Annotated in this window: 20 protein-coding genes; 13 read left to right on the top strand and 7 right to left on the bottom strand. The window is 67.9% G+C overall.

The window, feature by feature from the left end; translation table 11 throughout:
- Positions 1-13 precede the first annotated feature (13 nt).
- Positions 14-1,069: a TRAP transporter substrate-binding protein DctP gene (dctP, locus tag HNR28_RS12920; RefSeq protein ID WP_043684875.1), complete on the bottom strand. Its 1,056-nt coding sequence runs from the start codon at positions 1,067-1,069 to the stop codon at positions 14-16.
- A gap of 219 nt (positions 1,070-1,288) precedes the next feature.
- On the opposite strand from dctP, the gene HNR28_RS12915 reads away from it, so the two are divergent.
- The gene (locus HNR28_RS12915) at positions 1,289-1,516 is read left to right on the top strand and encodes a 4-oxalocrotonate tautomerase (protein ID WP_084330747.1); all 228 of its coding nucleotides are present in this window, start codon (positions 1,289-1,291) and stop codon (positions 1,514-1,516) included.
- 120 nt (positions 1,517-1,636) lie between these two features.
- Here HNR28_RS12915 and HNR28_RS12910 read toward each other — a convergent pair whose 3' ends face one another.
- Positions 1,637-1,996 (bottom strand): DUF4168 domain-containing protein, encoded by a 360-nt coding sequence (locus tag HNR28_RS12910; RefSeq protein WP_170288440.1) that lies wholly within the window; start codon positions 1,994-1,996, stop codon positions 1,637-1,639.
- A 304-nt stretch (positions 1,997-2,300) separates the two neighbouring features.
- Between HNR28_RS12910 and HNR28_RS12905 the strand changes: the two genes are divergently transcribed.
- From HNR28_RS12905 to HNR28_RS18140, 6 genes are all read left to right on the top strand, one after another.
- On the top strand, positions 2,301-3,191 hold the full coding sequence (locus HNR28_RS12905; RefSeq protein ID WP_151024310.1) for a hypothetical protein: 891 nt from the start codon (positions 2,301-2,303) through the stop codon (positions 3,189-3,191).
- Positions 3,192-3,260: 69 nt separating this feature from the next.
- Complete coding sequence (locus HNR28_RS12900; RefSeq protein WP_043684886.1) at positions 3,261-3,917, top strand: thiopurine S-methyltransferase; 657 nt, start codon at positions 3,261-3,263, stop codon at positions 3,915-3,917.
- 165 nt (positions 3,918-4,082) lie between these two features.
- Positions 4,083-5,927, top strand: a complete 1,845-nt coding sequence (locus tag HNR28_RS18710; RefSeq protein WP_184142936.1) for a methyl-accepting chemotaxis protein — start codon at positions 4,083-4,085, stop codon at positions 5,925-5,927.
- 71 nt (positions 5,928-5,998) lie between these two features.
- The gene (locus tag HNR28_RS12890) at positions 5,999-7,150 is read left to right on the top strand and encodes an ABC transporter substrate-binding protein (protein WP_151024499.1); all 1,152 of its coding nucleotides are present in this window, start codon (positions 5,999-6,001) and stop codon (positions 7,148-7,150) included.
- Between the two features lie 184 nt (positions 7,151-7,334).
- Positions 7,335-7,751: a hypothetical protein gene (locus tag HNR28_RS12885; protein WP_151024498.1), complete on the top strand. Its 417-nt coding sequence runs from the start codon at positions 7,335-7,337 to the stop codon at positions 7,749-7,751.
- The gene (locus HNR28_RS18140) at positions 7,748-9,265 is read left to right on the top strand and encodes an ImmA/IrrE family metallo-endopeptidase (RefSeq protein ID WP_211369299.1); all 1,518 of its coding nucleotides are present in this window, start codon (positions 7,748-7,750) and stop codon (positions 9,263-9,265) included. Before HNR28_RS12885 ends, HNR28_RS18140 begins: the two co-directional genes overlap by 4 nt.
- Here the strand turns inward: HNR28_RS18140 and HNR28_RS12875 are convergent, their stop codons facing one another.
- From HNR28_RS12875 to mltA, 3 genes are all read right to left on the bottom strand, one after another.
- On the bottom strand, positions 9,266-10,105 hold the full coding sequence (locus tag HNR28_RS12875) for a DsbC family protein (protein WP_151024497.1): 840 nt from the start codon (positions 10,103-10,105) through the stop codon (positions 9,266-9,268).
- A 62-nt stretch (positions 10,106-10,167) separates the two neighbouring features.
- Positions 10,168-11,355, bottom strand: coding sequence for an FAD-dependent monooxygenase (locus HNR28_RS12870; RefSeq protein WP_151024496.1), 1,188 nt, complete (start codon positions 11,353-11,355; stop codon positions 10,168-10,170).
- 84 nt (positions 11,356-11,439) lie between these two features.
- Positions 11,440-12,720 carry a murein transglycosylase A gene (gene mltA / locus HNR28_RS12865; protein ID WP_151024495.1) on the bottom strand — a complete coding sequence of 427 codons (1,281 nt, stop codon included), beginning with the start codon at positions 12,718-12,720 and terminating at the stop codon, positions 11,440-11,442.
- An 80-nt stretch (positions 12,721-12,800) separates the two neighbouring features.
- Between mltA and rpe the strand changes: the two genes are divergently transcribed.
- From rpe to trpE, 3 genes are all read left to right on the top strand, one after another.
- The gene (rpe, locus tag HNR28_RS12860; protein ID WP_151024494.1) at positions 12,801-13,523 is read left to right on the top strand and encodes a ribulose-phosphate 3-epimerase; all 723 of its coding nucleotides are present in this window, start codon (positions 12,801-12,803) and stop codon (positions 13,521-13,523) included.
- Positions 13,524-13,662: 139 nt separating this feature from the next.
- A complete protein-coding gene (locus tag HNR28_RS12855; RefSeq protein WP_043687898.1) occupies positions 13,663-14,349 on the top strand; it encodes a phosphoglycolate phosphatase in 687 nt (228 codons plus the stop codon).
- Positions 14,350-14,530: 181 nt separating this feature from the next.
- Entirely contained in the window at positions 14,531-16,051 is a 1,521-nt protein-coding gene (trpE, locus tag HNR28_RS12850) for an anthranilate synthase component I (RefSeq protein WP_043684910.1), read from the top strand.
- Positions 16,052-16,153: 102 nt separating this feature from the next.
- Here trpE and lldD read toward each other — a convergent pair whose 3' ends face one another.
- Both lldD and lldR read right to left on the bottom strand, forming a co-directional pair.
- Positions 16,154-17,290 (bottom strand): FMN-dependent L-lactate dehydrogenase LldD, encoded by a 1,137-nt coding sequence (gene lldD, locus HNR28_RS12845; RefSeq protein WP_151024493.1) that lies wholly within the window; start codon positions 17,288-17,290, stop codon positions 16,154-16,156.
- Complete coding sequence (gene lldR, locus HNR28_RS12840) at positions 17,287-18,051, bottom strand: transcriptional regulator LldR (RefSeq protein ID WP_211369298.1); 765 nt, start codon at positions 18,049-18,051, stop codon at positions 17,287-17,289. The genes lldD and lldR overlap by 4 nt, the downstream gene beginning before the upstream one ends.
- A gap of 704 nt (positions 18,052-18,755) precedes the next feature.
- On the opposite strand from lldR, the gene HNR28_RS12835 reads away from it, so the two are divergent.
- The 3 genes from HNR28_RS12835 (at position 18,756) to trpC (ending at position 21,316) form a co-directional block, all read left to right on the top strand.
- Positions 18,756-19,322 carry an anthranilate synthase component II gene (locus HNR28_RS12835; protein ID WP_043684919.1) on the top strand — a complete coding sequence of 189 codons (567 nt, stop codon included), beginning with the start codon at positions 18,756-18,758 and terminating at the stop codon, positions 19,320-19,322.
- A 168-nt stretch (positions 19,323-19,490) separates the two neighbouring features.
- Positions 19,491-20,525 carry an anthranilate phosphoribosyltransferase gene (gene trpD, locus HNR28_RS12830; protein WP_043684922.1) on the top strand — a complete coding sequence of 345 codons (1,035 nt, stop codon included), beginning with the start codon at positions 19,491-19,493 and terminating at the stop codon, positions 20,523-20,525.
- Positions 20,522-21,316 (top strand): indole-3-glycerol phosphate synthase TrpC, encoded by a 795-nt coding sequence (gene trpC / locus HNR28_RS12825; RefSeq protein WP_043684924.1) that lies wholly within the window; start codon positions 20,522-20,524, stop codon positions 21,314-21,316. Before trpD ends, trpC begins: the two co-directional genes overlap by 4 nt.
- Positions 21,317-21,378 lie beyond the last annotated feature (62 nt).

The following is a 21,378-nucleotide window of genomic DNA, read 5'->3' as shown; positions in this document are numbered from 1 at the left end:
GATCGGCCGCGGATCAATCGCGGATCAGGTAGCCGCTCTCGGCCTTCCAGCGCTTGTGATAGGCCTCGTATTCGGCCAGCACCTCGGCCATGTCCGGCTTGCCGGCGGCCTTCTGCGCCTCGGCCGTCTTGTGCATCCAGTCGTAGCCCGCGTCGGACAGCTGCTTCACGAACTCGGGACTGAGCGTGATGATCTCGTTGCGGCCGCTGCGGTACTTTTCCATGGCCTTCATGTCCGCGTCATAGAAATAGTCCAGGCTCTGCTCGGTGGTCAGGTGGGCGGCGGCCTCGATCAGCGGCTTCAGTTCCGCGGGCACCTTGTCCCAGGTGTCCTGCTTCACGACCACTTCCCACATGAAGGTCGGCTGGTGCACGCCCGGCACGACAATGTACTTGGCGGCCTGGTGGAAGCCTTCCGGCATGTTGGCCGACGGCGGCGCCCATTCCACGGCGTCCACGCCCTTGCGCTGCAGCAGCGTGTAGGTCTCGCCCGGCGGCACCACGGTCGGCACGGCGCCGAAATAGTCGCGCATCACTTCCGCCCAGGGGCCGGAGGTGCGGTATTTCAGGCCCTTGAGGTCTTCCGCGCCGCGGATGGGCTTGTTGGCATGCGCCAGGATCTCGGAAGATCCGATGCCGACGATCATGGTCTTCAGGCCCTGGCCGGCGCGCAGCTTTTCCAGCCTTTCCTTGCCGCCGCCCTGGTACAGCCAGGCCTTGTAGGCGTCCGGCCCCATGCCGCCGGGGAAGCCCGAGAAAATGGCGTTCTGCGGGTCCTGGTTGACCAGGTAGCTGGAGGTGGAATGGCCCGCCTCGACCACGCCGTCGCGCACCGCGTCGAACACCTTCAGGGCCGGCACGATGACCCCGGCGCCGAAGGGCTGGATCTCGACCCGGCCCGCCGTCAGGGTCTTGACGTTGGCGGCGAAGCGCTCCAGGAAATTCTGGTAGAAGGGCGAACCCTCGGGCACCGAGGTCGGTACGCGCCAGGTCACGTCGGCCGCCGAGGCGGCGCCCATCGCGCACATCGTGAAGGCCGCCACGGCCAGGCTGCGAAACATTTTCTTCATGGTCTCCCCCTTGGATATGGAATACGCGACGGCCCTCCAGGCATGCGCGTTGGCACCAGTCTAATATCCAATAAATATATTTACAACATATCAAGGGTAAATACCGATGCCGCCGGCGGGGGAAAGCGGTCGTCCGGGGGAAGAGGAAGGGGAGGGAAAATGGCCGGGCTGTGGCTGGCGGGAGGCGGGAGGCGGGAGGCGGGAGGCGGGAGGCGGGTTATGCTAGCCTCCCTCTCCTCACTTCACCGGAGCCACGCCATGCCGACCATGCACATCGAATTGTTCGAGGGCCGCACCCCCGAAAAGAAACGCGAACTCGTCCGTGCCCTGACCGAACGCACCTGCGAAGTCCTGGGCTGCGCGCCGGAATCGGTGGACATCATCCTGACGGAGATCAGCAAGGACCGTTGGGCCACCGGCGGCGTGTTCTGGTCCGAAAAAAACTGATTCCGCCCGGGCGGAACGCCCGCGCGATCCTGGAGCCGGCGGACGGCATCCCCGCCGACCCCGCGCCTCCGGCCGCCGGGCGGATCGGCCCCGGGGCCGGACGGACCCGGCGCATCGTCGTCACTGGCCGACCATGCGCTCGACCTTCTGGCGCAGTTCGGGGTTCTCGCGCACGGCGCGGCTGATGCCGTTGTATTCGGCGACGCTCATGCCGCCCGCTTCGACCTGGTCCACCATCTTCTGGTCGGCCTCGACGCGGACCGCCTGCTTGGCCGGCTCGTCCTGGGCGGCCTCGAGCTTGGGCTGATATTCCGCCGCCACGGCGCTGACCTTGCGCACGGCGGCCGCATAACGCTGCAGCTGCTCGTCGGTCGGCTGGTCCACGGCCTCGTAGGCCGTCTGCGCGCCCGCCGTCCGGGGCACCGCCAAAGGACCCGCCAGGCCCAACGCGATAACGGACGCGGCTAGAAAGCCTTTCATCAGCTGGCTCATCCTGTACTCCCGCATGACGTGATCGACCGTTTCATGATCGCGGCGGAGGCGGGGCATTTCAAGTTTCCCGATGTATGGGCCTGTGTCGCCATGACACAGGGATTTCCCGTCCCCTCCCGCCGCCGGCCCCCGCCCGCCGGTATGTATCGCAAAACCCATATTCGCACTATCAGGATCCCGGCATGCCCGTGAGGCCAACACTTCGTTACGTTAGCGGGGCGCCGCATCAGGCGCGCGGCATCGCGGAACATCCGCCGCCGTCCCTCTCGAAAACAATAGCACTGGAGACACTATGCAAAAACAGTCGCTGCGCCTGCTGGCCGCCACCTGCCTCGGACTGAGCGTATCCGCGGGCACCGCCCACGCCGCCAACTGGAGCGACAACTTCGTCGGCTACCGCTACAGCCCGTCGTACACGGAACCCACGAATCCGGAAACCATCACGAAGAACATCCTGTCCTTCACCCACGCCAGCGGCTACGACTACGGACAGAACTTCCTGAACATCGACATCCTGCAATCCAGCAGCAACGACCCGACGAACGGCGGCTCGCGCAACGAAAGCAGCACGGGAGGCGCGACCGAGGCCTACCTGACCTACCGGCACCAGTTGCTCCTGGACAAGGTCTTCGATCGGGACCTGGCCTTCGGCCCCGTCAAGGACGTCGCCTTGACGGCGGGCTTTGACCTGAGCACGAAAAACACAGCGTTCGCTCCCCGCAAGCGCCTGCTGGTGCTCGGCCCGACGCTCAAATTCGACGTGCCCAAAGGCTTTGTCGACCTGAGCCTTCTCTGGGGCAAGGAATGGAACCATTGCGGCCTGGGCGCCCCGGCCTGCCCCGAGGCCAACGTCGCATTCGATCCGCAATGGATCGTGAGCCTGGCCTGGGGTCTGCCGTTCCAGGCCGGACGGGTCCCCCTGAAATTCCAGGGCTTTGCGAATTACAACAGCAAGAAGGGCCGCGACTACGCCGATGTGGCAACCGAGCCGGAAATCCTGGTGCGGGCTTCGCTCATGGCCGACGTCGGACAGATGATGTTCGACAAGAAGAACACGCTATGGGTCGGGGTCGGCTATGAATACTGGCACAACAAGTTCGGCAACCGCTACTTCGGCAACGGCGCGAAGAAGGACGGCATCCTGACGACCGCGCCCGCGCTGCAGGTCGAATACCACTTCTGACCGCCACCCAGGGAACCATCCAGGAACCGCTACACTGGGGACTTGCGGTTTCCGGATGGAACACGAGACATGGATACGGATTTCTGGCTGCAACGCTGGGAGCACGGGCAGACCGGCTTCCATCAATCGCGCGTCATGCCGCTGCTGCAGAAGCACTGGCCCGGGCTCGGCCTGCCGGCCGGCAGCCGGGTGCTGGTGCCCCTGGCGGGCAAGTCCCTGGACGTCGCCTGGCTGGCGGAACAAGGCCACGCCGTGCTCGCCGTGGAACTGTCGCCGATCGCCGTCGGGCAGTTCTTCGAGGAACACGCGCTGCGGCCCGACATCCGCACCACGCCGCGGGGCACGCTGTACCGCGCCGGATCGATCGAGTTCCTGTGCGGCGACATCTTCGGCCTGGATGCGGCCACCCTGGCCGGCTGCGCGGCCTGCTACGACCGTGCCGCCCTGATCGCCCTGCCGCCGGCATTGCGCACGCGCTACGTGCGCCACGTCTACGACCAGCTGCCCGCCGGCTGCCGCACGCTGCTGCTGACCCTGGACTACCCGCAGGCGGAAATGGACGGCCCGCCGTTTTCCGTGCCGGAATCCGAGGTCCGCGCGCTCTACGGCGAGCGCTGGCGCATCGAACGGCTGGAGCACCGCGACATCCTCGACCAGGAGCCGCACTTCGCCGCCCGCGGCATATCGCGCCTGGGCACCGACGCCTACCGCCTGACGGCCACCTGAAGCCTGGAGCGATTCCCATGCGATTCCCGCATGAACAAAGGGGTTAAGCGGCGATAAACGAAATACTGGGGCGGCTATTGCCCGCTGCTGGATCGATCATGAGCCCAGGGTTTTCCCTAACATTGAGGGTATCCTTCCCCACACGGCGTACGCCGCCGAACCCTCATGAAAAACCTCAAGATCAGCACGCGGCTCGCCGCGGCTTTCGGCTTCATCCTGTTCCTGGCGCTGATCCTGGCGCTGATCGGCATCTGGAACGCATTCAACGCCCAATCGATCGCCGCTGAAGTCGGCCAGCGCCAGCAGGCCAGCCAGCTGATGGACCAATGGACCCGGGACGTGGACGTCCGGGCCAACCAGGTCATGGCCTACGCCCTGGCCTCGGATCCGAAGATGATCGGGTACTTCAAGCAGGGCATCGACGGCGCGACGGCGCGGATCGCGGACTACACGCGGCAGGCGGACGCCCTGTTCACCGTGCCTGAATCGCGCCGCCTCTTCCAGCACATCATGGACCAGCGCGCCAGCTACCTGAACACCCTGGACACCATCTACAAGGCGCTGGACGCCCGCCAGGCCACGGCCGCCCTCGACGTCGTCCGTGAACGGCTGCCGGAGATCAACCGGACCTATCTCGCCAGCATCGAGGCCCTGCGCAGCTACCAGCAGGAGCAGGTGGACCACGCCCAGCGGCGGGCGGCGGACCAGGCCGTGCTGAGCGAACGCATCCTCGCGCTGGCCACGATCCTGGCCCTGATCCTCGGCCCCCTGTTCGCCTGGCGCGTCATGCGCGCCATCACCGGGCCGCTGCGCCGCGCGGTCGCGGCCGCCGAGGCCATCGCGCAGCGCGACCTCAGCCATGAAATCCACGTGGATTCGGCCAACGAAATCGGCCAGCTGCTGAGCGCGCTGGCCACCATGACGCGCAACCTGCGCGGCGCCATGACCGAGGTGCGCACCGGCTCGGACGCCATCGCCTCGGCCTCAAGCCAGATCAGCGCCGGCAACCTGGACCTGTCCTCGCGCACCGAGCAGCAGGCCAGTTCCCTGGCCGAGACCGCCGCCACGATGGAGGAAATCACCGCCACCGTACGCCAGAACGCCGACAACGCCCAGCAGGCCAACACCCTGGCCGCCTCGGCCGCCAAGACCGCCACCGACGGCGGGGCCATCGTCGCCGAGCTGGTCTCCACCATGAGCGAGATCAACACCAAGTCCCAGCAGGTCGCCGACATCATCGGCGTGATCGACTCCATCGCCTTCCAGACCAACATCCTGGCGCTCAACGCCGCGGTCGAGGCCGCGCGCGCCGGCGAACAGGGCCGCGGCTTCGCCGTGGTGGCCTCCGAGGTGCGCGCGCTCGCCCAGCGCTCGGCCGGCGCGGCCAAGGAGATCAAGGGCCTGATCGACACCTCGGTGGAATCGACCGCCAAGGGCAACGAGCAGGCCTCGCGCGCGGGCGCCACGATGCAGGACATCGTCGACAGCATCAACCGCGTCACCGACATCATGGGCGAGATCAGCGCGGCCAGCCGCGAGCAGACCACCGGCATCGAGGAGATCAATGCCGCCGTCACGCAGATGGACGACGTCACGCGCCAGAACGCCAGCCTGGTGGAAGAATCGGCCGCCGCGGCTTCCAGCCTGCAGGAGCAGGCCGACACCCTGGCGCACCTGGTCGCCACCTTCACGCTGAGCCAGAGCGATGCGGCCGGCGCCCAGGGCGGCGCCCATGCGCGCGCCCGGACCGGTGCGCAGGCCGGTGCCCAGGCGGGCGCGCGCGCGGCCCAGGCGGAGGCCGCCGCCGCGGGCGCCGGCGCCGCACGCGCGGCCCAGCCGGCGCGCATTCCCTCGGCGCCGGAAAAGGTCGTCAGCCCCGCGCCGCACCGGCCCCGCCACGACGCCCCGGCCGATGCGCCCGCGCCGCGCGCGGCCGCGAAGCCGGCCCTGCGCGCGCCCGGCAAGCCCGCTCCGGCCTCGGCCGACACCGAGGAGTGGACCGAGTTCTGAGTATTACAATCACGCATGATTCGTGCACGGCCCGCAATCGCGGGCCGTGCTTCATTCAGGAGACATCCGCCGTGAACATCCGCATCCCCGGTGCCGCCCTGGCTGCCGCCCTGGCCCTGGCCTTTCCGCTCCACGCCCATGCCCAGGTGAAAGTCGGCGTGGTGGTGTCCGCCACCGGCCCGACCGCCCTGGTCGGCATCCCCCAGAAGAACACGGTGCCGCTGCTGCCGACCCAGGCGGGCGGGCAGAACATCGAATACATCACGCTGGACGACGCCAGCGATCCGACGCAGACCGTCACGGCCTTCAAGAAGCTGATCACCGAGGCTCGCGTGGACGCCCTGATCGGCCCCACCGGATCGCCCAATTCCATGAGCGTGCTGCAGTTCGCCGCCGAATCCGGCACGCCGATGCTGGCGCCGGTGGGCGCGGCCTCGGTGGTGCTGCCCATGACCGAACAGAAGAAGTGGGCCTTCAAGACCACCCAGAACACCGAGATCATCGCCCAGGCGCTGGTGCAGGACATGGTCGCACGCGGCATCAAGACCGTGGGCTTCATCGGCTTCGCCGACGCCTACGGCGACGACTGGTACCAGGTCTTCAGCCGCATGGCCAAGGACAAGGGCCTGAATCTGACCGTGGTCGAACGCTACCAGCGCACCGACAGCTCCGTCACCGGGCAGGCCCTGAAGCTGCTGGCGGCCAAGCCCGACGCCATCCTGGTCGCCGGCACGGGCGGCGCCGCCGCCCTGCCGCAGGCCACGCTGGCGCAGCAAGGCTACAAGGGCCGCTTCTACCAGACCCACGGCGCCGCCCTGCCCGCCTTCCTGAAGTTCGCCGGCAAGTCGGCCGAAGGCACCATCCTGGCCGCCAGCCTGATGCTCGTGCTGCCCGAGATCCCCGACAGCAATCCGTCCAAGCCCATCGCCCAGGACTACATCCAGCGCTACGAGGCGAAATACGGCGAGAAGCCCGCCACCTTCGGGGCCAACGTCTACGACGCCGGCCTGCTGCTGCAGCACGCCATCCCCGTCGCCCTGAAGTCCGCCAGGCCGGGCACGCCGGAATTCCGCCGCGCCCTGCGCGACGCCCTGGAGCAGACGCACGAACTGGTGGCCACCCAGGGCGTCTACACCATGAGCCCCGAGGACCACAGCGGCTTCGACCAGCGCGGCCGCGAACTCATCACCGTCAAGAACGGCGCCTGGACGCTGCTGAAGTGACCGCCGTCGGGCGCGCAGCCGGCGCCCGGCGCATGCATCGGCCGTGCAATGCCATGATTTCAGGGCGAGGCCGGCAAGCACCTCTTCAGATGGCCGGAAGTTCGGTTCCATTGATAAACTCCAGCAATGGAACCGCATCAGTCCAGCGATGCGGCATGCCGGGCTATTACTCGCCGAACTTCTCATGAGCGCAGCCACCAGCTCCTATCGTGGATCGGAGAAGCACAAAGACCGGCCGGCACAAGGCGCCAAGGGGACTTTGTGCCCGGAATGGACGCACGCCACATCCACCCGCAATCTAGGGAACGACCCATTCGACCACGAATGGCCACAGACTGAAGCTCACGACCTTTTTGAAAATGCGCTTCCCCATCCTCAAGGAGAAGAGCGCCGCTACGCAACCAGAAAAGGAATCGCCTTCGAGGCGAAACCCACCAACGATGGCCATTGGCATGGCTATCCCATCCCCTGGGAAAGCGTTCCCGGCGATCTCGTTGACAAATGGCTCACAGAAAACCTGGTGACGAACCGGCAGATCAAAAAGTACAGAAGCTTTTCCAGGAGCAACATCGACTGGGCTTTGAACAGTGATACCCAATGATGGACATGCAGAGATTCGGCGATCCCAATCGCTTTGAAATTTCGGCTCGATGGCTGGAAGATCGAGAGCCCAGGGAGCGGCTGCCCAAAGAATACGGATGGTCGATGGGAGAATTGTGCATAAAAGTCGGGGGGGTTATTCTGACGGAGCACCGCATCCACGGCAGATCGCAGGATGCAATCCAATGGTATCTCGGGCCCGTGGTGTCCTGGATGCTCAAGCAATGGAAATGGCTGATGCACGAGGAAGCCTATGTCTGGCCAACTCGTGCGGGAGACTCGGCCGCGTTCACCGTTACCGCCGATCTCGAGCGGTACATGGGGTCGGATTTCCCCAGGGACAAAGAGATCTACAAACGAGTCAAATCCTGGTGGATACGGCACGCACTGCGCTCCGCCGATCCAAGCGCCCTGTATCCCCATATTTTTATTCGCAGGGTCGAAGACAATATCGAAGTATCCTGGCTCGACAAGCAGCCCGAGTTTGCGCCCACAGGATTTGAACTGAGCCTGAACCCCGGCACGGCCCTCCTTGCCGTCGATGAAGTCGCTGCTCCACTCTGGGATTTTCTGCGATGGGCCACTTCGTCGGCACGGCCGGCTACGGAATGCGATCGGACACAAGTAGACGCATTGCGCACCCGACTCGACTCCGTTCTACGGAGCCAGCCCGCCGAGCTCGAAGCCGTGCACGTGACAAACGAAATCTTGAACATCATCAGGGAAGGGGTGCAAGCGGGCCGATGGACTCCGAACAGAAGAGCATTGGCAACCCCCCCCGTCATTACTGGATTTGATGCGCCCGTGCTGATGTTCGGCGGCCTGAACGTGGACATTGGCGCACACGACGCACGTGCGTTATTCGATGTACTGATACGACAGCATCAAGGCCACGAACACGAACAACTCAATGCACTCGTTTCATCACCATCGATCTACGAATACTTGCAGCCCTATGCGCACGGCTATGAACTCGCCTACCAGATCCGGGAATCGCTTCGTATAGATCCTTGCACAGCGTTTATCGATATCGAACAACTTCTGACGGACTTGGGTATCACCATTCTGGAAACGCACCTGGAAACCAGCGGCATTCGCGGCGTCGCGATTGCTGGTCAAGATTTCTCCCCAGCCATCGTCATCAATGCGAGCCATAAGTTCAACAGTAATTCCCGAGGGCGGAGATTCACCCTGGCGCACGAGTTCTGCCACATCCTGTTCGATCGTTCACGTGCAAGGCGCCTCTCGCACATCAGCGGCCCCTGGTCATCGGCACGGGTCGAGAAACGAGCCAATGCCTTCGCCGCCATGTTTCTTGCCACTCCACATGCTTTGGAAAAAGCGTTGAGCACGAAAGACCCCCGAGAGGCATCCACGATCAAGCATCTTGCCAACAAGTTCGAAATAGGAACGGCCGCGCTACTTGAACACTTGCGTAATCTGGATCTTATTTCCGACGATGATTTCCAAACCATAAGCGGTTACAGACACCACCCGAGCTCGCCGATGCGCTGATCAGGAAGCACCCTGAGCGTCCAGCTTCTTCTTCAGCGCTTCCAGCGGCAGCGCGCCGTTGACCCGGCTGCCGTCGGCGAAGAACAGGGCCGGCGTGCCCTGCACGTTCAGCTTGCGCCCCAGGGCCAGGTTGGCCTGGATCGGCGTGTCGCATTCGGCCTTGGCGGGGTTCGTACCGTCCAGCATCCAGGCCTTCCAGGCCTTGGCCGGGTCGGCCGCGCACCAGATGTCGCGCGAGCGGGTGGTGGAGTCCGGCGACAGGATCGGGAACAGGAAGGTGTAGACCGTGACGTCGTCCACGTCTTCCAGCGTCCGGTGCAGCTGCTTGCAATAGCCGCAGTTGGGGTCCTCGAACACGGCGACCTGGCGCGCGCCGGTGCCCTTGACCTGCTTGATCGCGTGGTCCAGCGGCAGGCTGTCGAAGGCCACCTGCTGCAGGGCTTCGAGCCGCTCGGCCGTCAGGTCGCGGCGCGCATGGGCATCGATCATCGAGCCCTGCAGCACGTAGTCCACCTGGGCGTCGGTGTACAGCAGGTCCAGGCCCACCTGGACCTCGAAGATCCCGTTCATGGGCGTCACCCGCACGGCATCCACGTGGATGCCGGGAAAGCGCTGCTCGAAGGCGCGGCTGACGGCCTGGGCGGGCGCGGTGGACAGGACCTTGTCCGCCGCGCCGCCGCGCGCGGCCGGTTCGGCCGGTTCGGCCGGCGTGACCGGTGTGGCCGGCGCGGCCTGATCGGAGGGCGGCCGGGTGCTCAGGACCTGGTCGCCGGAGGGCTGCGCCAGGGCGGACAGGCTGCCGCACAGCAGCAGCGCGGCCAGGCTCAGGGAGTATTTCATGGAATAGGACCTCAATGGAAAAACGGGCCGGCGTCCAGGGGACTGTGCGTACCGGACAGACCCTAGTCGCCGGCGGCCGCCCGGATCAGGCGGCGTTTCAGGAAAGGCAGGCCATCGACGAGGCGCATGCCCTGGTTGCGGGCCCAGGCCACCGGGGCGTTGGACGTGCCGAACAGCCGGTGCAGGCCGTCGGTGACCAGGCCCATGGCGCAGACGGGCTCGGCCCGGCGGCGGCGGTAGCGCGCCAGGATCCGCGGGTCGCCCGGCGCGCGCTGGGGTTCGCGCGTGCGCAGGACGTCCAGCAGGTCCCGCACGTCGCCCAGGCCCAGGTTCAAGCCCTGCCCGGCAAGCGGGTGGACGCGGTGCGCGGCATCGCCCACCAGGGCGACGCCCGGCGCGATCATGGCGCTGCGTTCGAGCGTCAGCGGAAAGCCCTGGGGGCGCGTGCGCAGGCGCAGCGGCCCCAGGCGATCGCCCGTGATGGCCCGCGCATGCGCGGCGAAGAACGCCTGCTGGGCGTCGGCGTCCAGCGCCAGCCATTCGCGCGCCCGGCCTTCGTGCATCGACCACACCAGGGACGCCTGCGGACCGTCGGCCGTGTCCGGCATGGGCAGCAGGGCGAACACGCTGTCGCCGGTGAACCACTGGCAGGCGCGGTTCTGGTGCGGCAGGCCGATGTCCAGGTGCGCGACCACGCCCATGTCGCCGTACGGCGTGTAGTGATGCTCGATGCCGGCCGCCAGCCGCACCGGCGACCGCGCGCCGTCCGCGCCCACCAGCAGGGCCGCGTCCAGCACACGGCCCTGCGCGGTCGTGACGCGCACGCCCAGGCCGCGGGTCTCCAGGCGCTCGAAGCGGTCCTCGTGCCAGGCGATCCCCATGACCCGCACGGCCTGGTGGAGCGCACGCTCCATCTCGCCGGCCTCGACGATCCAGGCCAGGGTGTCGCGCGCGTCCTGCCAGGCGGACAGGTCCAGGCGGCCGTCGGCGTCGCCATGGACTTCCATGGCCTCGACGGCGGTGATGCGGCGCGCATCCATCAGCGACCAGGCGCCGAGCCGGTCGAGCAGCTCGCGGCTGGCCGGGGAAATCGCGTAGACGCGCGGATGGTAGTCGTCGGCCGCGCGCACGGCCGGGACCTGGCGCGGCCCCAGCAGGGCGGCGGACAGGCCCGCCCGGGCCAGCCCCAGCGCGCAGGCCAGGCCGGCGATGCCGCTGCCGCAGACGAGTATGGGTTCCTGAGTCTTCATCCGGTCATCTTACCGCGCGGCGGCGCGGCGCGCGTTGCGGCACGCCAAGGAAAACGGGTTTCACAGGCCGGCCGCCAGGCCGGCTCAGCGCGCCGACGGCGCCCCGGCGCGCGCCGGCCACAGCAGCCACATCCGGCCGGACTGCTTCATGCGGCCGGCGCGCGCGCCGGCCTCGTCGCCCGTGCCCCAATAGAAGTCGGCCCGGGCCGCGCCCTTGATCGCCGCGCCCGTGTCCTGGGCGAACACCAGCCGGCGCAGCGGCTCGGCCCCGCCCTGGGGGCCGGCGTCGAGGAAGACCGGCGTGCCCAGCGGCACGTAGGCCGGATCGACCGCGATCGCGCGCCGCGGCAGCAGCGGCACCCCGTAGGCGCCCCGGGGACCGAGCTCCGGATCGACGATGGGCTCCTCGCGGAAGAACACCATGGCCGGGTTCACGTTCAGCAGCTCCGGCACGCGCTCGGGATGTGCGCGCGCCCAGGCCTTGATGTTCTGCATCGACGTCTGGGCCAGCGGCATCTCGCCCTGCCGGGCCAGCCATTGGCCGATGGAGACGTAGGGCCGGCCGTTGTGGTCGGCGTAGGCCAGCCGCAGCACCCCGCCATCGGGCAAAATGGCGCGCCCCGAGCCCTGGATCTGCAGGAAGAAGGCCTCGACCGGGTCGTCCGCCCAGACGATCACGGCCGGCTGCCGGGCCGGGTCGGAGGCGATCTGGGCGCGCGTGTCGTAGGGCACCACGCGGCGCCCGTCGAGCTTGCCGCGCACCCGCTTGCCGGCCAGTTCCGGATAGACCGAGCCGAGGTCGATGGTCAGGAGGTCGTCGGGCGTAGCGTAGAGCGGCCACTGGTAGGCGCCCCCGCGCGTGCGCGAGGCCCGGATGAGGGGCTCGTAATAGCCCGTCACCGTGCCGCTGGCAGCCTGCCCGGAAGCGTCGTCCAGCCGCCAGGGCCGCAGGTGGTCCTGCAGGAACCGGCGCACCGCCGGGCCGCCGGCCTCGGTCCCCAGGCCGGATTGCACCGCCGCCTGGCAGACCGGCTGCCAGGCCCGGGGCGCCGCGCGCGCCGGCAGCGCGAGCGAGCCCGCCACGGGCCGCATCAGGCCGCGGCAATCGTTCAGCAGCGCCTTCCAGGCGTGGTTCAGGTCGTCGCCCCCCCAGCCCGGCACGCCGTCCCAGGAAACCGCCGTGTAGCGTCCCTGCAGGGGCCGCACGGGCGTTTCCGGCAGGGCCGAGAGCGGCGGGACGACCAGGGGCTGCTCGACCGAAACCGGGGCGCCGGCCTCGCCGCCCGGCGCCGGTTCTTCGGGCGGCACCGTGGAACAGGCGCTCAGGACGACCAGCGCGGCAGCGGACAACCAGTGGATTTTCATTCCGGATTGCGGCACCCGGGGGTGCACTAAAATGAAGGCTGCAAAACCGTCATCATGACATATCCGGACCCTCCCCCGCCATGACCGAACTGCCCGCCGCCCGCATCGCCCCCAGCCTGCTGTCCGCCGACTTCGCCCGCCTGGGCGAGGAAGTCGCCGCGGTGGTGGCCGCCGGCGCCGACTGGATCCATTTCGACGTCATGGACAACCACTACGTCCCGAACCTGACCATGGGCCCCATGGTGTGCGCCGCCCTGCGCCCGCACACCACCGCTCCCATCGACGTGCACCTGATGGTCGAGCCCGTGGACGCGCTCGTGCCTGCCTTCGCCAAGGCCGGCGCGGACATCATCAGCTTCCACCCCGAAGCCTCGCGCCACGTGGACCGCACCCTGGCCCTGATCCGCGACCACGGCTGCCGCGCCGGGCTGGTGTTCAACCCGGCCACGCCGCTGGAATGGCTGGACCACGTCATGGAGCGCCTCGACCTGGTGCTGCTGATGTCGGTGAACCCGGGATTCGGCGGCCAGTCCTTCATCCCGCACACGCTGGACAAGCTCGCCCAGGCGCGCGCCCGCATCGACCGCTGGCGGGACCGGGGCGGCCAGGCCATCGACCTGGAAGTCGACGGCGGCGTCAAGGCCGACAACATCGCCGACATCCGCGCCGCCGGGGCCGATGCCTTCGTGGCCGGCTCGGCCGTGTTCGGCCAGCCCGACTACCCGCGCGTGATCGCCGCCCTGCGCGAGGGCATCGCCCAGGGAGACGCCCGGCGCCGCGCGGCCGGCGCACAGGGTTCGTAACCAAACAGGGGCGGCATATTCTTCCTGGTGATGATACGATGACGCCCGCCGATGCCCGGGCGTCCACACGCGCCCCGACGCTCTCATGATTCACCTGGCCGCCGATCCGGCACGGCCGCTTTCCCCAGCGCGCGACACCATGCAATTTCCCGGAATTCTGTTCGACCTGGATGGGACCCTGCTGGACACCATCCCCGATCTGGCGGACGCCGCCAACGCCATGCGCCAGGACATGGGCCTGGCGCCGATCGCCGAGGACGTCATCGCCACCTACGTCGGCAAGGGCGTGGAGCAGCTGGTCATCCGCACCCTGGGCCACGACGGCCGTCCCGCCAGCGTGGACATGGTCATGCGCGGCCTGGCGCGCTACCAGGACCACTACCGCGCCCTGAACGGCCAGCGCAGCCGCGTGTATCCCGGCGTGGTGGCGGGCCTGCAGGCCTTCCGCGCCCAGGGCTCCCGCCTGGCCGTGGTCACCAACAAAGGCACCGAATTCACCGCTCCCCTGCTGCGCCAGATGGGCCTGGACGGCTATTTCGACGCGGTGGTCTGCGGCGATACCTGCGAGCGCAAGAAGCCCGATCCCATGCCGCTGTTCCACGCCTGCGACCTGCTCGGCATCGTGCCCGCCCAGGCCCTGTTCATCGGCGACTCGATCAACGACGCCCTGGCCGCCAACGCCGCCGGCATGCGCGTGCTGGCCCTGCCCTACGGCTACAACGAAGGCCGTCCCGTGCAGAGCCTGCCGGTGGATGCTATAGTTGATTCCATCGTCGCGGCCGCCCAGTGGGCCGCCGATGCGACTTCGCACACCGAACACGCATGAACATCATCCGTTATTACCCGATCACCGCCGGCGCCTATTGGCGCTGGTGGTGTTCTCGTTCCGGGTAATGATGGTCACCCGGCGCGCGGGGCTACCCGTGGCGCCCACCTGCAGCCCGGACCCTTGATCGGCCGGGCTGTTTCAATTCTGTCCCGGTCCATACCCCCACCCAGAGACCCCCATGACGGAAATCGAATTCAACGCACTGGCCGCCCAAGGCTACAACCGGATTCCGCTGATCGCGGAAACCTACGCCGACCTGGACACGCCCCTGGCGATCTACCTGAAGCTGGCCCATGCGGGACCGGAAGCCGGGCGCAACAGCTGCCTGCTGGAATCGGTGGTGGGGGGCGAACGCTTCGGCCGCTATTCCTTCATCGGCCTGCCGGCCAGGACCCTGATCCGCGCCACCGGCACCACCACCGAGGTCGTCACCCGCGGCCAGGTCGTGGAAACCCACGAAGGCGATCCCCTGGCCTTCATCGAAGCCTTCCAGAAACGCTTCCGCGTGGCCCTGCGCCCGGGCATGCCGCGCTTCGCCGGCGGCCTGGCGGGCTATTTCGGCTACGACACCGTGCGCCACATCGAGCCGCGCCTGGGCCCCTGCGTCAAGCCGCGCCCGACCGGCCAGCAGCCGGGCACGCCCGACATCATGCTGCTGCAGATCGACGAACTGGTCATCGTGGACAACCTGGCCGGCCGCACCTACCTGATCGTCTACGCCGACCCCCAGCAGCCGGAAGCCTACGCCCTGGCGCGCCGCCGCCTGAAGGCCCTGCGCGAGAAGCTGCGCACGCCCGTGGTCATCCCCTATGCCTACGCCAGCATGCAGACGCCCACGGAGCGCGACTTCAAGAAGGACGACTACCTGGCCGCCGTGCGCAAGGCCAAGGACTACATCGCCGCCGGCGACCTGATGCAGGTGCAGATCGGCCAGGTGATCGCCAAGCCCTTCCGCGACTCGCCGCTGTCGCTGTACCGGGCGCTGCGGTCGCTGAATCCCTCGCCCTACATGTACTACTGGAACTTCGACACCTTCCACGTCGTGGGCGCCTCGCCGGAGATCCTGGTGCGCCAGGACCGCGAGTTCGAGAACGGCCGCGCCCGCGAGATGGTCACCATCCGCCCCCTGGCCGGCACGCGCAAGCGCGGCGCCACGCAGGACGAGGACCTGCGCCTGGAGCAGGAACTGCTGGCCGACCCGAAGGAGCGCGCCGAGCACGTCATGCTCATCGATCTGGCGCGCAACGACATCGGCCGCGTGTCCAAGCCCGGCACGGTCGAAGTCACCGACACCATGGCCATCGAGCGCTATTCCCACGTCATGCACCTGGTGTCCAACGTGCGCGGCGAGCTGAACGACGGCATGAGCAACATCGACGTGCTGCGCGCGACCTTCCCCGCCGGCACGCTCACCGGCGCGCCCAAGGTCCGCGCCATGGAAATCATCGACGAGCTGGAGCCCGTGCGCCGCGGCATCTACGGCGGCGCCGCCGGCTACATGAGCTACGGCGGCGAGATGGACCTGGCCATCGCCATCCGCACCGGCATCATCCGCGACGGCATGCTGTACGTGCAGGCCGCCGCCGGCATCGTCGCCGATTCGGACCCCGAAAAGGAATGGCAGGAAACCGAGGCCAAGGCCCGCGCCCTGCTGCGCGCCGCCGAGCAGGTGCAGTTCGGGCTGGACGAGCCTATCTAGGACCCCAAAAGGGGGCGCTTCTTGCCTTGGGACGGCCCGGCGGCAAAAAGAAGGCCCCCACGCCGCGCAGGCGGCAAGCGGTCGGGCCCACGCGGTACGGTTTCAGGCGCGCACCAGCAGATCCGGCGTGATGTCGGCGATGGTGCGCGCGCCGGTCAGGGTCATGGCCACGCGCATTTCCTTTTCGATCAGGTCCAGCAGATTGGCGACGCCCGCCTCGCCGCCCACGGCCAGGGCGTACAGCCAGGCGCGGCCCAGCAGCACGCCATCGGCGCCCAGCGCCAGCATGCGCACCACGTCCAGACCGGTGCGCACGCCCGAATCCGCCAGCAGGGTGATCCGGCCCTTGACCGCGTCGGCGATCGCGGGCAGCGCGCGGGCGGTGGACAGCACCCCGTCGAGCTGCCGCCCGCCGTGGTTGGACACCACGATGCCGTCGGCGCCGAAACGCACGGCGTCGCGCGCGTCGTCCGGATCCAGGATGCCCTTGATGACCATCGGCCCCTGCCAGAAGTCGCGGATCCACTGCAGGTCCTTCCAGGAGATCGAAGGATCGAAATTGGCCCCCAGCCAGCCGATGTAGTCCTCCAGGCCGGTGGGCTTGCCCAGGTACCTGGACACATTGCCCAGGTCGTGCGGCCGGCCCCGCAGGCCCACGTCCCAGGCCCAGCGCGGGTGCAGGACGGCCTGGAAGTAGCGGCGCAGGGCGGCGCACGGGCCGCTCATCCCGGCATGGGCGTCGCGGTAGCGCGCGCCCGGCACCGGCATGTCCACGGTGAACACCAGCGTCGACACCCCGGCCGCCCGGGCGCGCTCCAGCACGCTCTTCATGAAGCCGCGGTCCTTCAGGACGTAGAGCTGGAACCACAGGGGCCGGCTGATGGCGGGCGCGACCTCCTCGATGGGGCAGACCGACACGGTGGACAGGGTGCAGGGGATGCCCTTGCGGTCCGCCGCCCGCGCCGCCTGGACCTCGCCGCGGCGGGCGTACATGCCGGTCAGGCCCACCGGCGCCAGGGCCACCGGCATGGACAGGGTCTCGTCGAACAGCCGCGTGGACAGGTCCAGCTGCGACATGTCGTTGAGCACCCGCTGGCGCAGCGCCACGCCCGACAGGTCGCTGACGTTGTGCCGCAGCGTGTATTCGGCATACGCCCCGCCGTCGCCGTAATGGAACAGGAAGGGGGGCAGGCGGCGCCGGGCGGCTTCGCGGTAATCGGTGGAGGCGGAAATGATCATGATGTGAGAGAGAAAGGGGGCAAACGGGATGAACGGGCGCGCCGCGCCTCGTCTTCGTCGAGCTTGCGCACGCTGCCGTGCACGAACTCCAGATGCCGCCAGACGGTCGTCCGGGCGGCTTCGGCGTCACCGCGCAGGATGGCTTCCATCAGCGCCTGGTGCTGGGCCGTCAGCTGATCCTGGGTATGCTGGATCAGGTACATGCGCTGGCGGTTTTCCGTGACGGTGGACCGCAGCAGCTCGAATACGCCGCGCATCATCTGCAGCAGCACCGCGTTGTGGGAGGCCTCGGCGATGGCCAGGTGGAAGCGGGCGTCGGCGCGCGCCGACAGGGCGGGATCGCCGCTGCTCTGGAAACGCACGATGTCCTCGAAGCAGCGCTGGATCGCCCGTCGGTCCTCCGCCGTGGCGCGCAGCGCGGCATGCCAGGCGGTGCCGCCTTCCAGCGCATGGCGGGCCTCCAGCACGTCGTAGCGGTATTCGGGGTCGTCGGACACCAGCTCATCGAGCGGCCGCACCAGGTGCCTGTCGGGCCAGTCGTCGGCGGCGGGCTCGCGCGCCTGGACGTAGGTGCCGCCGCCCTGCCGGCTGCGCAGCAGCCCCTGGCTGGCCAGCTGGCGGATGGCCTCGCGCACCGAGGGCCGCGAAGCCCCCAGCGCCTCGGCCAGCCGGCGCTCGGCCGGCAGGCGGTCGCCGGGCCGCAGTCCCTGTTCGTCGATCAGGGACCGGAGCTGTTCCGCGAGTCGGTCGGAAAGGCGCATGGCGAGAAGAAGCCGAAGGGATGCGAGGAGATTCGGGGGGGATTCGATCGACGGCCGGTTCATCGATGTCCGATTCATTGCTTGCCGGTTTCTGATGGACGGCTTATTGGTCTTACCATTTTCCCGGATCGTGAACTGGCCACCGCATTATAAAAATGCGGCACGGCCCAGGTCAATCTTTATCTGGATCTGCGTTTACCCTGTAACCTCGCAAAAACCCAGGATTCAAGCGCCTTTCCGGTAGGAAAGCAGCGTATGCCGTCCGCGCGTTCCAGCAACGGCCGCCCACCTGTATATGCTCCGTCCACCCATAATGGTATGACCACTTAGAGGAAATCCCGGCCGAGCCCGATGAGCCGGGCGGATGCGGGGAAGGCGTAGGGAACGCCCGCGTCCACCGGTATTTACCCCGCTCGACAGCGCCCGCGCCGCACAGTAGAATGCTTGCCATGATTTCACACGCGACCGTGCACGCTTCGTTCTGGTGGCGCTCCTCCTAGGGGCGGCATCCTCATGCGTGATTCATCGCACCTTGCCGCCGTTCTGGCAGGCATAGGTCTTCGTGAATCTATCTCCGGTGCGGCGGCTCCTGACTCCAAGGAAGACCATGTCCGTATCGCATTCCCCTCTCCGCATCACCCGGCTTCCGCGGCCCGCCTCGCTGCGCGCGTCCGCTTCCCGACACTGACCAGGACGACCCGATCATGAAGCTGCTGATGCTGGACAACTACGATTCCTTCACCTACAACCTGGTGCAGTATTTCGGCGAACTCGGCGCCCAGGTCCAGGTCGTGCGCAACGACCAGATCGACCTCGCCGGCGTCGAGGCCATTGATCCCGACCGCATCTGCGTGTCGCCGGGGCCGTGCTCGCCGGCCGAGGCCGGCATCTCCATCGAGCTGATCCGCCATTTCGCCGGCAGGAAGCCCATCCTGGGCGTCTGCCTGGGCCATCAGGCCATCGGCGCGGCCTACGGCGGGCGCATCGTGCGCGCCCGGGAAATCATGCACGGCAAGGTCTCGCCCATCACGCACCGGGGCACCGACGTCTTCGCCGGGCTGCCGTCGCCCTACACCGTGACCCGCTACCATTCCCTGGCGATCGAGCGTGCCTCGCTGCCCGACTGCCTGGAGATCACCGCCGAGACCGCCGACGGAGAAATCATGGGCGTCGCGCACAAGACCCTGCCCGTCTACGGCGTGCAGTTCCACCCGGAATCCGTGCTCAGCGAACACGGCCACGCGCTGCTGCGCAATTTCCTGGAACTGTAGGGCGTCGGCGACGGTCCATTCCGAAGACGGGTTCCGCAGGCACGCAGACACTGGCACGCAGACGCAGCAGGCACGCCGACATCCGGACACGCCGAGACACAGAAACGCAAAAACGCGAAAACGCGAAAACGCAGACACACGAATACACGAAGACAGAAGGAATCATTCATGCCGCCGATCACCCCCAACGAGGCCCTGGCCCGCTGCATCGAGCACCGGGAAATCTTCCACGACGAGATGCTGGAACTGATGCGCATGCTGATGCGCGGGGAAATGTCTCCCCAGCTGGCCAGCGCCCTGCTGATGGGCCTGCGCGTCAAGAAGGAGACCGTGGGCGAGATCACGGCGGCGGCCCAGGTCATGCGCGAATTCGCCCTGGCGGTGGACACCCCCTACCCCGAGGACCTGCTGGACATGTGCGGCACGGGCGGCGATGGCTCGCACACCTTCAACATCTCCACCGCCGCGATGTTCGTGGCCGCCGCCGGCGGGGTCAAGATCGCCAAGCACGGCAACCGCAGCGCCTCGTCCTCCTCGGGCAGCGCCGACGTGCTGGAAGCCCTGGGAGTGCGCATCGCCGCCACGCCCGCCCAGGTCGCCGAATCCATCGAGGCCACCGGCATCGGCTTCATGTTCGCCCCGGCCCACCACGGCGCGATGAAGAACGTCGCCGCCGTGCGCCGCGAACTGGGCGTGCGCACGATCTTCAACATCCTCGGCCCGCTCACCAATCCGGCCGGCGCGGCCAACCAGCTCATGGGCGTGTTCCACCCCGACCTGGTCGGCATCCTGGTGCGGGTGCTGCAGCGCCTGGGCTCGCGCCACGTGCTGATCGTGCACGGCAAGGACGGCATGGACGAGGCTTCGCTGGGCGCGGCCACCCTGGTGGGCGAGCTGAAGGACGGCGAGGTGCGCGAATACGAGATCCACCCCGAGGATTTCGGCATGACCATGGTGTCCAACCGCAGCATCAAGGTCGCCAACCGCGACGAATCCGCCCAGCTGGTGCGCGCCGCGCTGAACAACACGGCCGGCACGGCGCGCGACATCGTCGCGCTGAACGCGGGCCTGGCCCTGTACGCCGGCAACCGCGCCGACTCGATCGGCGCCGGCATCCGCCAGGCCTTCGAGCTGATCGCCTCGGGCGCCGCGCGCGACAAGCTGGAACAATTCCGCCAATACACGCAAAGGTTCTCCGCATGAACGACATTCTGGCCCGGATCCTGGACACCAAGCGCACCGAAGTCGCCACCGCGCGGCAGATGCGCAGCGAATCCGAAGTGCTGCGCGAAGCCCAGAGCCGCCAGGACATCCGCGGCTTCGCGCGCGCCATCGAAGACAAGATCGCGCAGGGCAAGCCCGCCGTGATCGCGGAAATCAAGAAGGCCTCGCCCTCCAAGGGCGTGATCCGCGAGGACTTCCGCCCGGCGGACATCGCCACCAGCTACGCCGGCCACGGCGCCGCCTGCCTGTCGGTGCTGACCGACGTGCAGTATTTCCAGGGCGGCTACGACCACCTGCGCCAGGCGCGCGCGGCCTGCAGCCTGCCCGTGCTGCGCAAGGATTTCCTGATCGACCCCTACCAGGTCATCCACGCCCGGGCGCTGGGCGCCGACTGCGTGCTGCTGATCGCCGCCGCCCTGTCGCCCGCCCAGCTGCGCGAGCTGGAATCCGTGGCCGCGAGCCTGGGCATGGACGTGCTGGTCGAAGTCCACGACCGCGACGAGCTGGACGCGGCCCTGTCCCTGGACACGCCGCTGATCGGTATCAACAACCGCAACCTGCGCACCTTCGAGACCCGCCTGGAAACCACCCTGTCGATGCTGCAGGACCTGCCGGAAGGCAAGCGCGTCGTCACCGAAAGCGGCATCCTGCTGCCCGAGGACGTCGACCGCATGCGCGACCACGGCGTGCAGGCCTTCCTGGTGGGCGAGGCCTTCATGCGCGCGCCCGATCCCGGCATCGCGCTGCAGGAGCTGTTCTTCGCCCGCTGATGCCGAATCCGCCCCGCGCCCGCGCCCGCGGGCGGCGGGCCCCTGCACCGCTTCCGCTGCCG

The sequence above is a fragment of the Castellaniella defragrans genome, assembly GCF_014203015.1.
GTDB classification, from domain to species: domain Bacteria; phylum Pseudomonadota; class Gammaproteobacteria; order Burkholderiales; family Burkholderiaceae_B; genus Castellaniella; species Castellaniella defragrans.
This window is presented reverse-complemented; position numbering and strand designations above follow the sequence as displayed.

Bases quoted from the DNA above. Each gene is read 5' to 3' on its own strand.
- dctP (WP_043684875.1), bottom strand. From the start codon at position 1,069: ATGAAGAAAATGTTTCGCAGCCTGGCCGTGGCGGCCTTCACGATGTGC.
- HNR28_RS12915 (WP_084330747.1), top strand. From the start codon at position 1,289: ATGCTAGCCTCCCTCTCCTCACTTCACCGGAGCCACGCCATGCCGACC.
- HNR28_RS12910 (WP_170288440.1), bottom strand. From the start codon at position 1,996: ATGAAAGGCTTTCTAGCCGCGTCCGTTATCGCGTTGGGCCTGGCGGGT.
- HNR28_RS12905 (WP_151024310.1), top strand. From the start codon at position 2,301: ATGCAAAAACAGTCGCTGCGCCTGCTGGCCGCCACCTGCCTCGGACTG.
- HNR28_RS12900 (WP_043684886.1), top strand. From the start codon at position 3,261: ATGGATACGGATTTCTGGCTGCAACGCTGGGAGCACGGGCAGACCGGC.
- HNR28_RS18710 (WP_184142936.1), top strand. From the start codon at position 4,083: ATGAAAAACCTCAAGATCAGCACGCGGCTCGCCGCGGCTTTCGGCTTC.
- HNR28_RS12885 (WP_151024498.1), top strand. From the start codon at position 7,335: ATGAGCGCAGCCACCAGCTCCTATCGTGGATCGGAGAAGCACAAAGAC.
- HNR28_RS18140 (WP_211369299.1), top strand. From the start codon at position 7,748: ATGATGGACATGCAGAGATTCGGCGATCCCAATCGCTTTGAAATTTCG.
- HNR28_RS12875 (WP_151024497.1), bottom strand. From the start codon at position 10,105: ATGAAATACTCCCTGAGCCTGGCCGCGCTGCTGCTGTGCGGCAGCCTG.
- HNR28_RS12870 (WP_151024496.1), bottom strand. From the start codon at position 11,355: ATGAAGACTCAGGAACCCATACTCGTCTGCGGCAGCGGCATCGCCGGC.
- mltA (WP_151024495.1), bottom strand. From the start codon at position 12,720: ATGAAAATCCACTGGTTGTCCGCTGCCGCGCTGGTCGTCCTGAGCGCC.
- rpe (WP_151024494.1), top strand. From the start codon at position 12,801: ATGACCGAACTGCCCGCCGCCCGCATCGCCCCCAGCCTGCTGTCCGCC.
- HNR28_RS12855 (WP_043687898.1), top strand. From the start codon at position 13,663: ATGCAATTTCCCGGAATTCTGTTCGACCTGGATGGGACCCTGCTGGAC.
- trpE (WP_043684910.1), top strand. From the start codon at position 14,531: ATGACGGAAATCGAATTCAACGCACTGGCCGCCCAAGGCTACAACCGG.
- lldD (WP_151024493.1), bottom strand. From the start codon at position 17,290: ATGATCATTTCCGCCTCCACCGATTACCGCGAAGCCGCCCGGCGCCGC.
- lldR (WP_211369298.1), bottom strand. From the start codon at position 18,051: ATGCGCCTTTCCGACCGACTCGCGGAACAGCTCCGGTCCCTGATCGAC.
- HNR28_RS12835 (WP_043684919.1), top strand. From the start codon at position 18,756: ATGAAGCTGCTGATGCTGGACAACTACGATTCCTTCACCTACAACCTG.
- trpD (WP_043684922.1), top strand. From the start codon at position 19,491: ATGCCGCCGATCACCCCCAACGAGGCCCTGGCCCGCTGCATCGAGCAC.
- trpC (WP_043684924.1), top strand. From the start codon at position 20,522: ATGAACGACATTCTGGCCCGGATCCTGGACACCAAGCGCACCGAAGTC.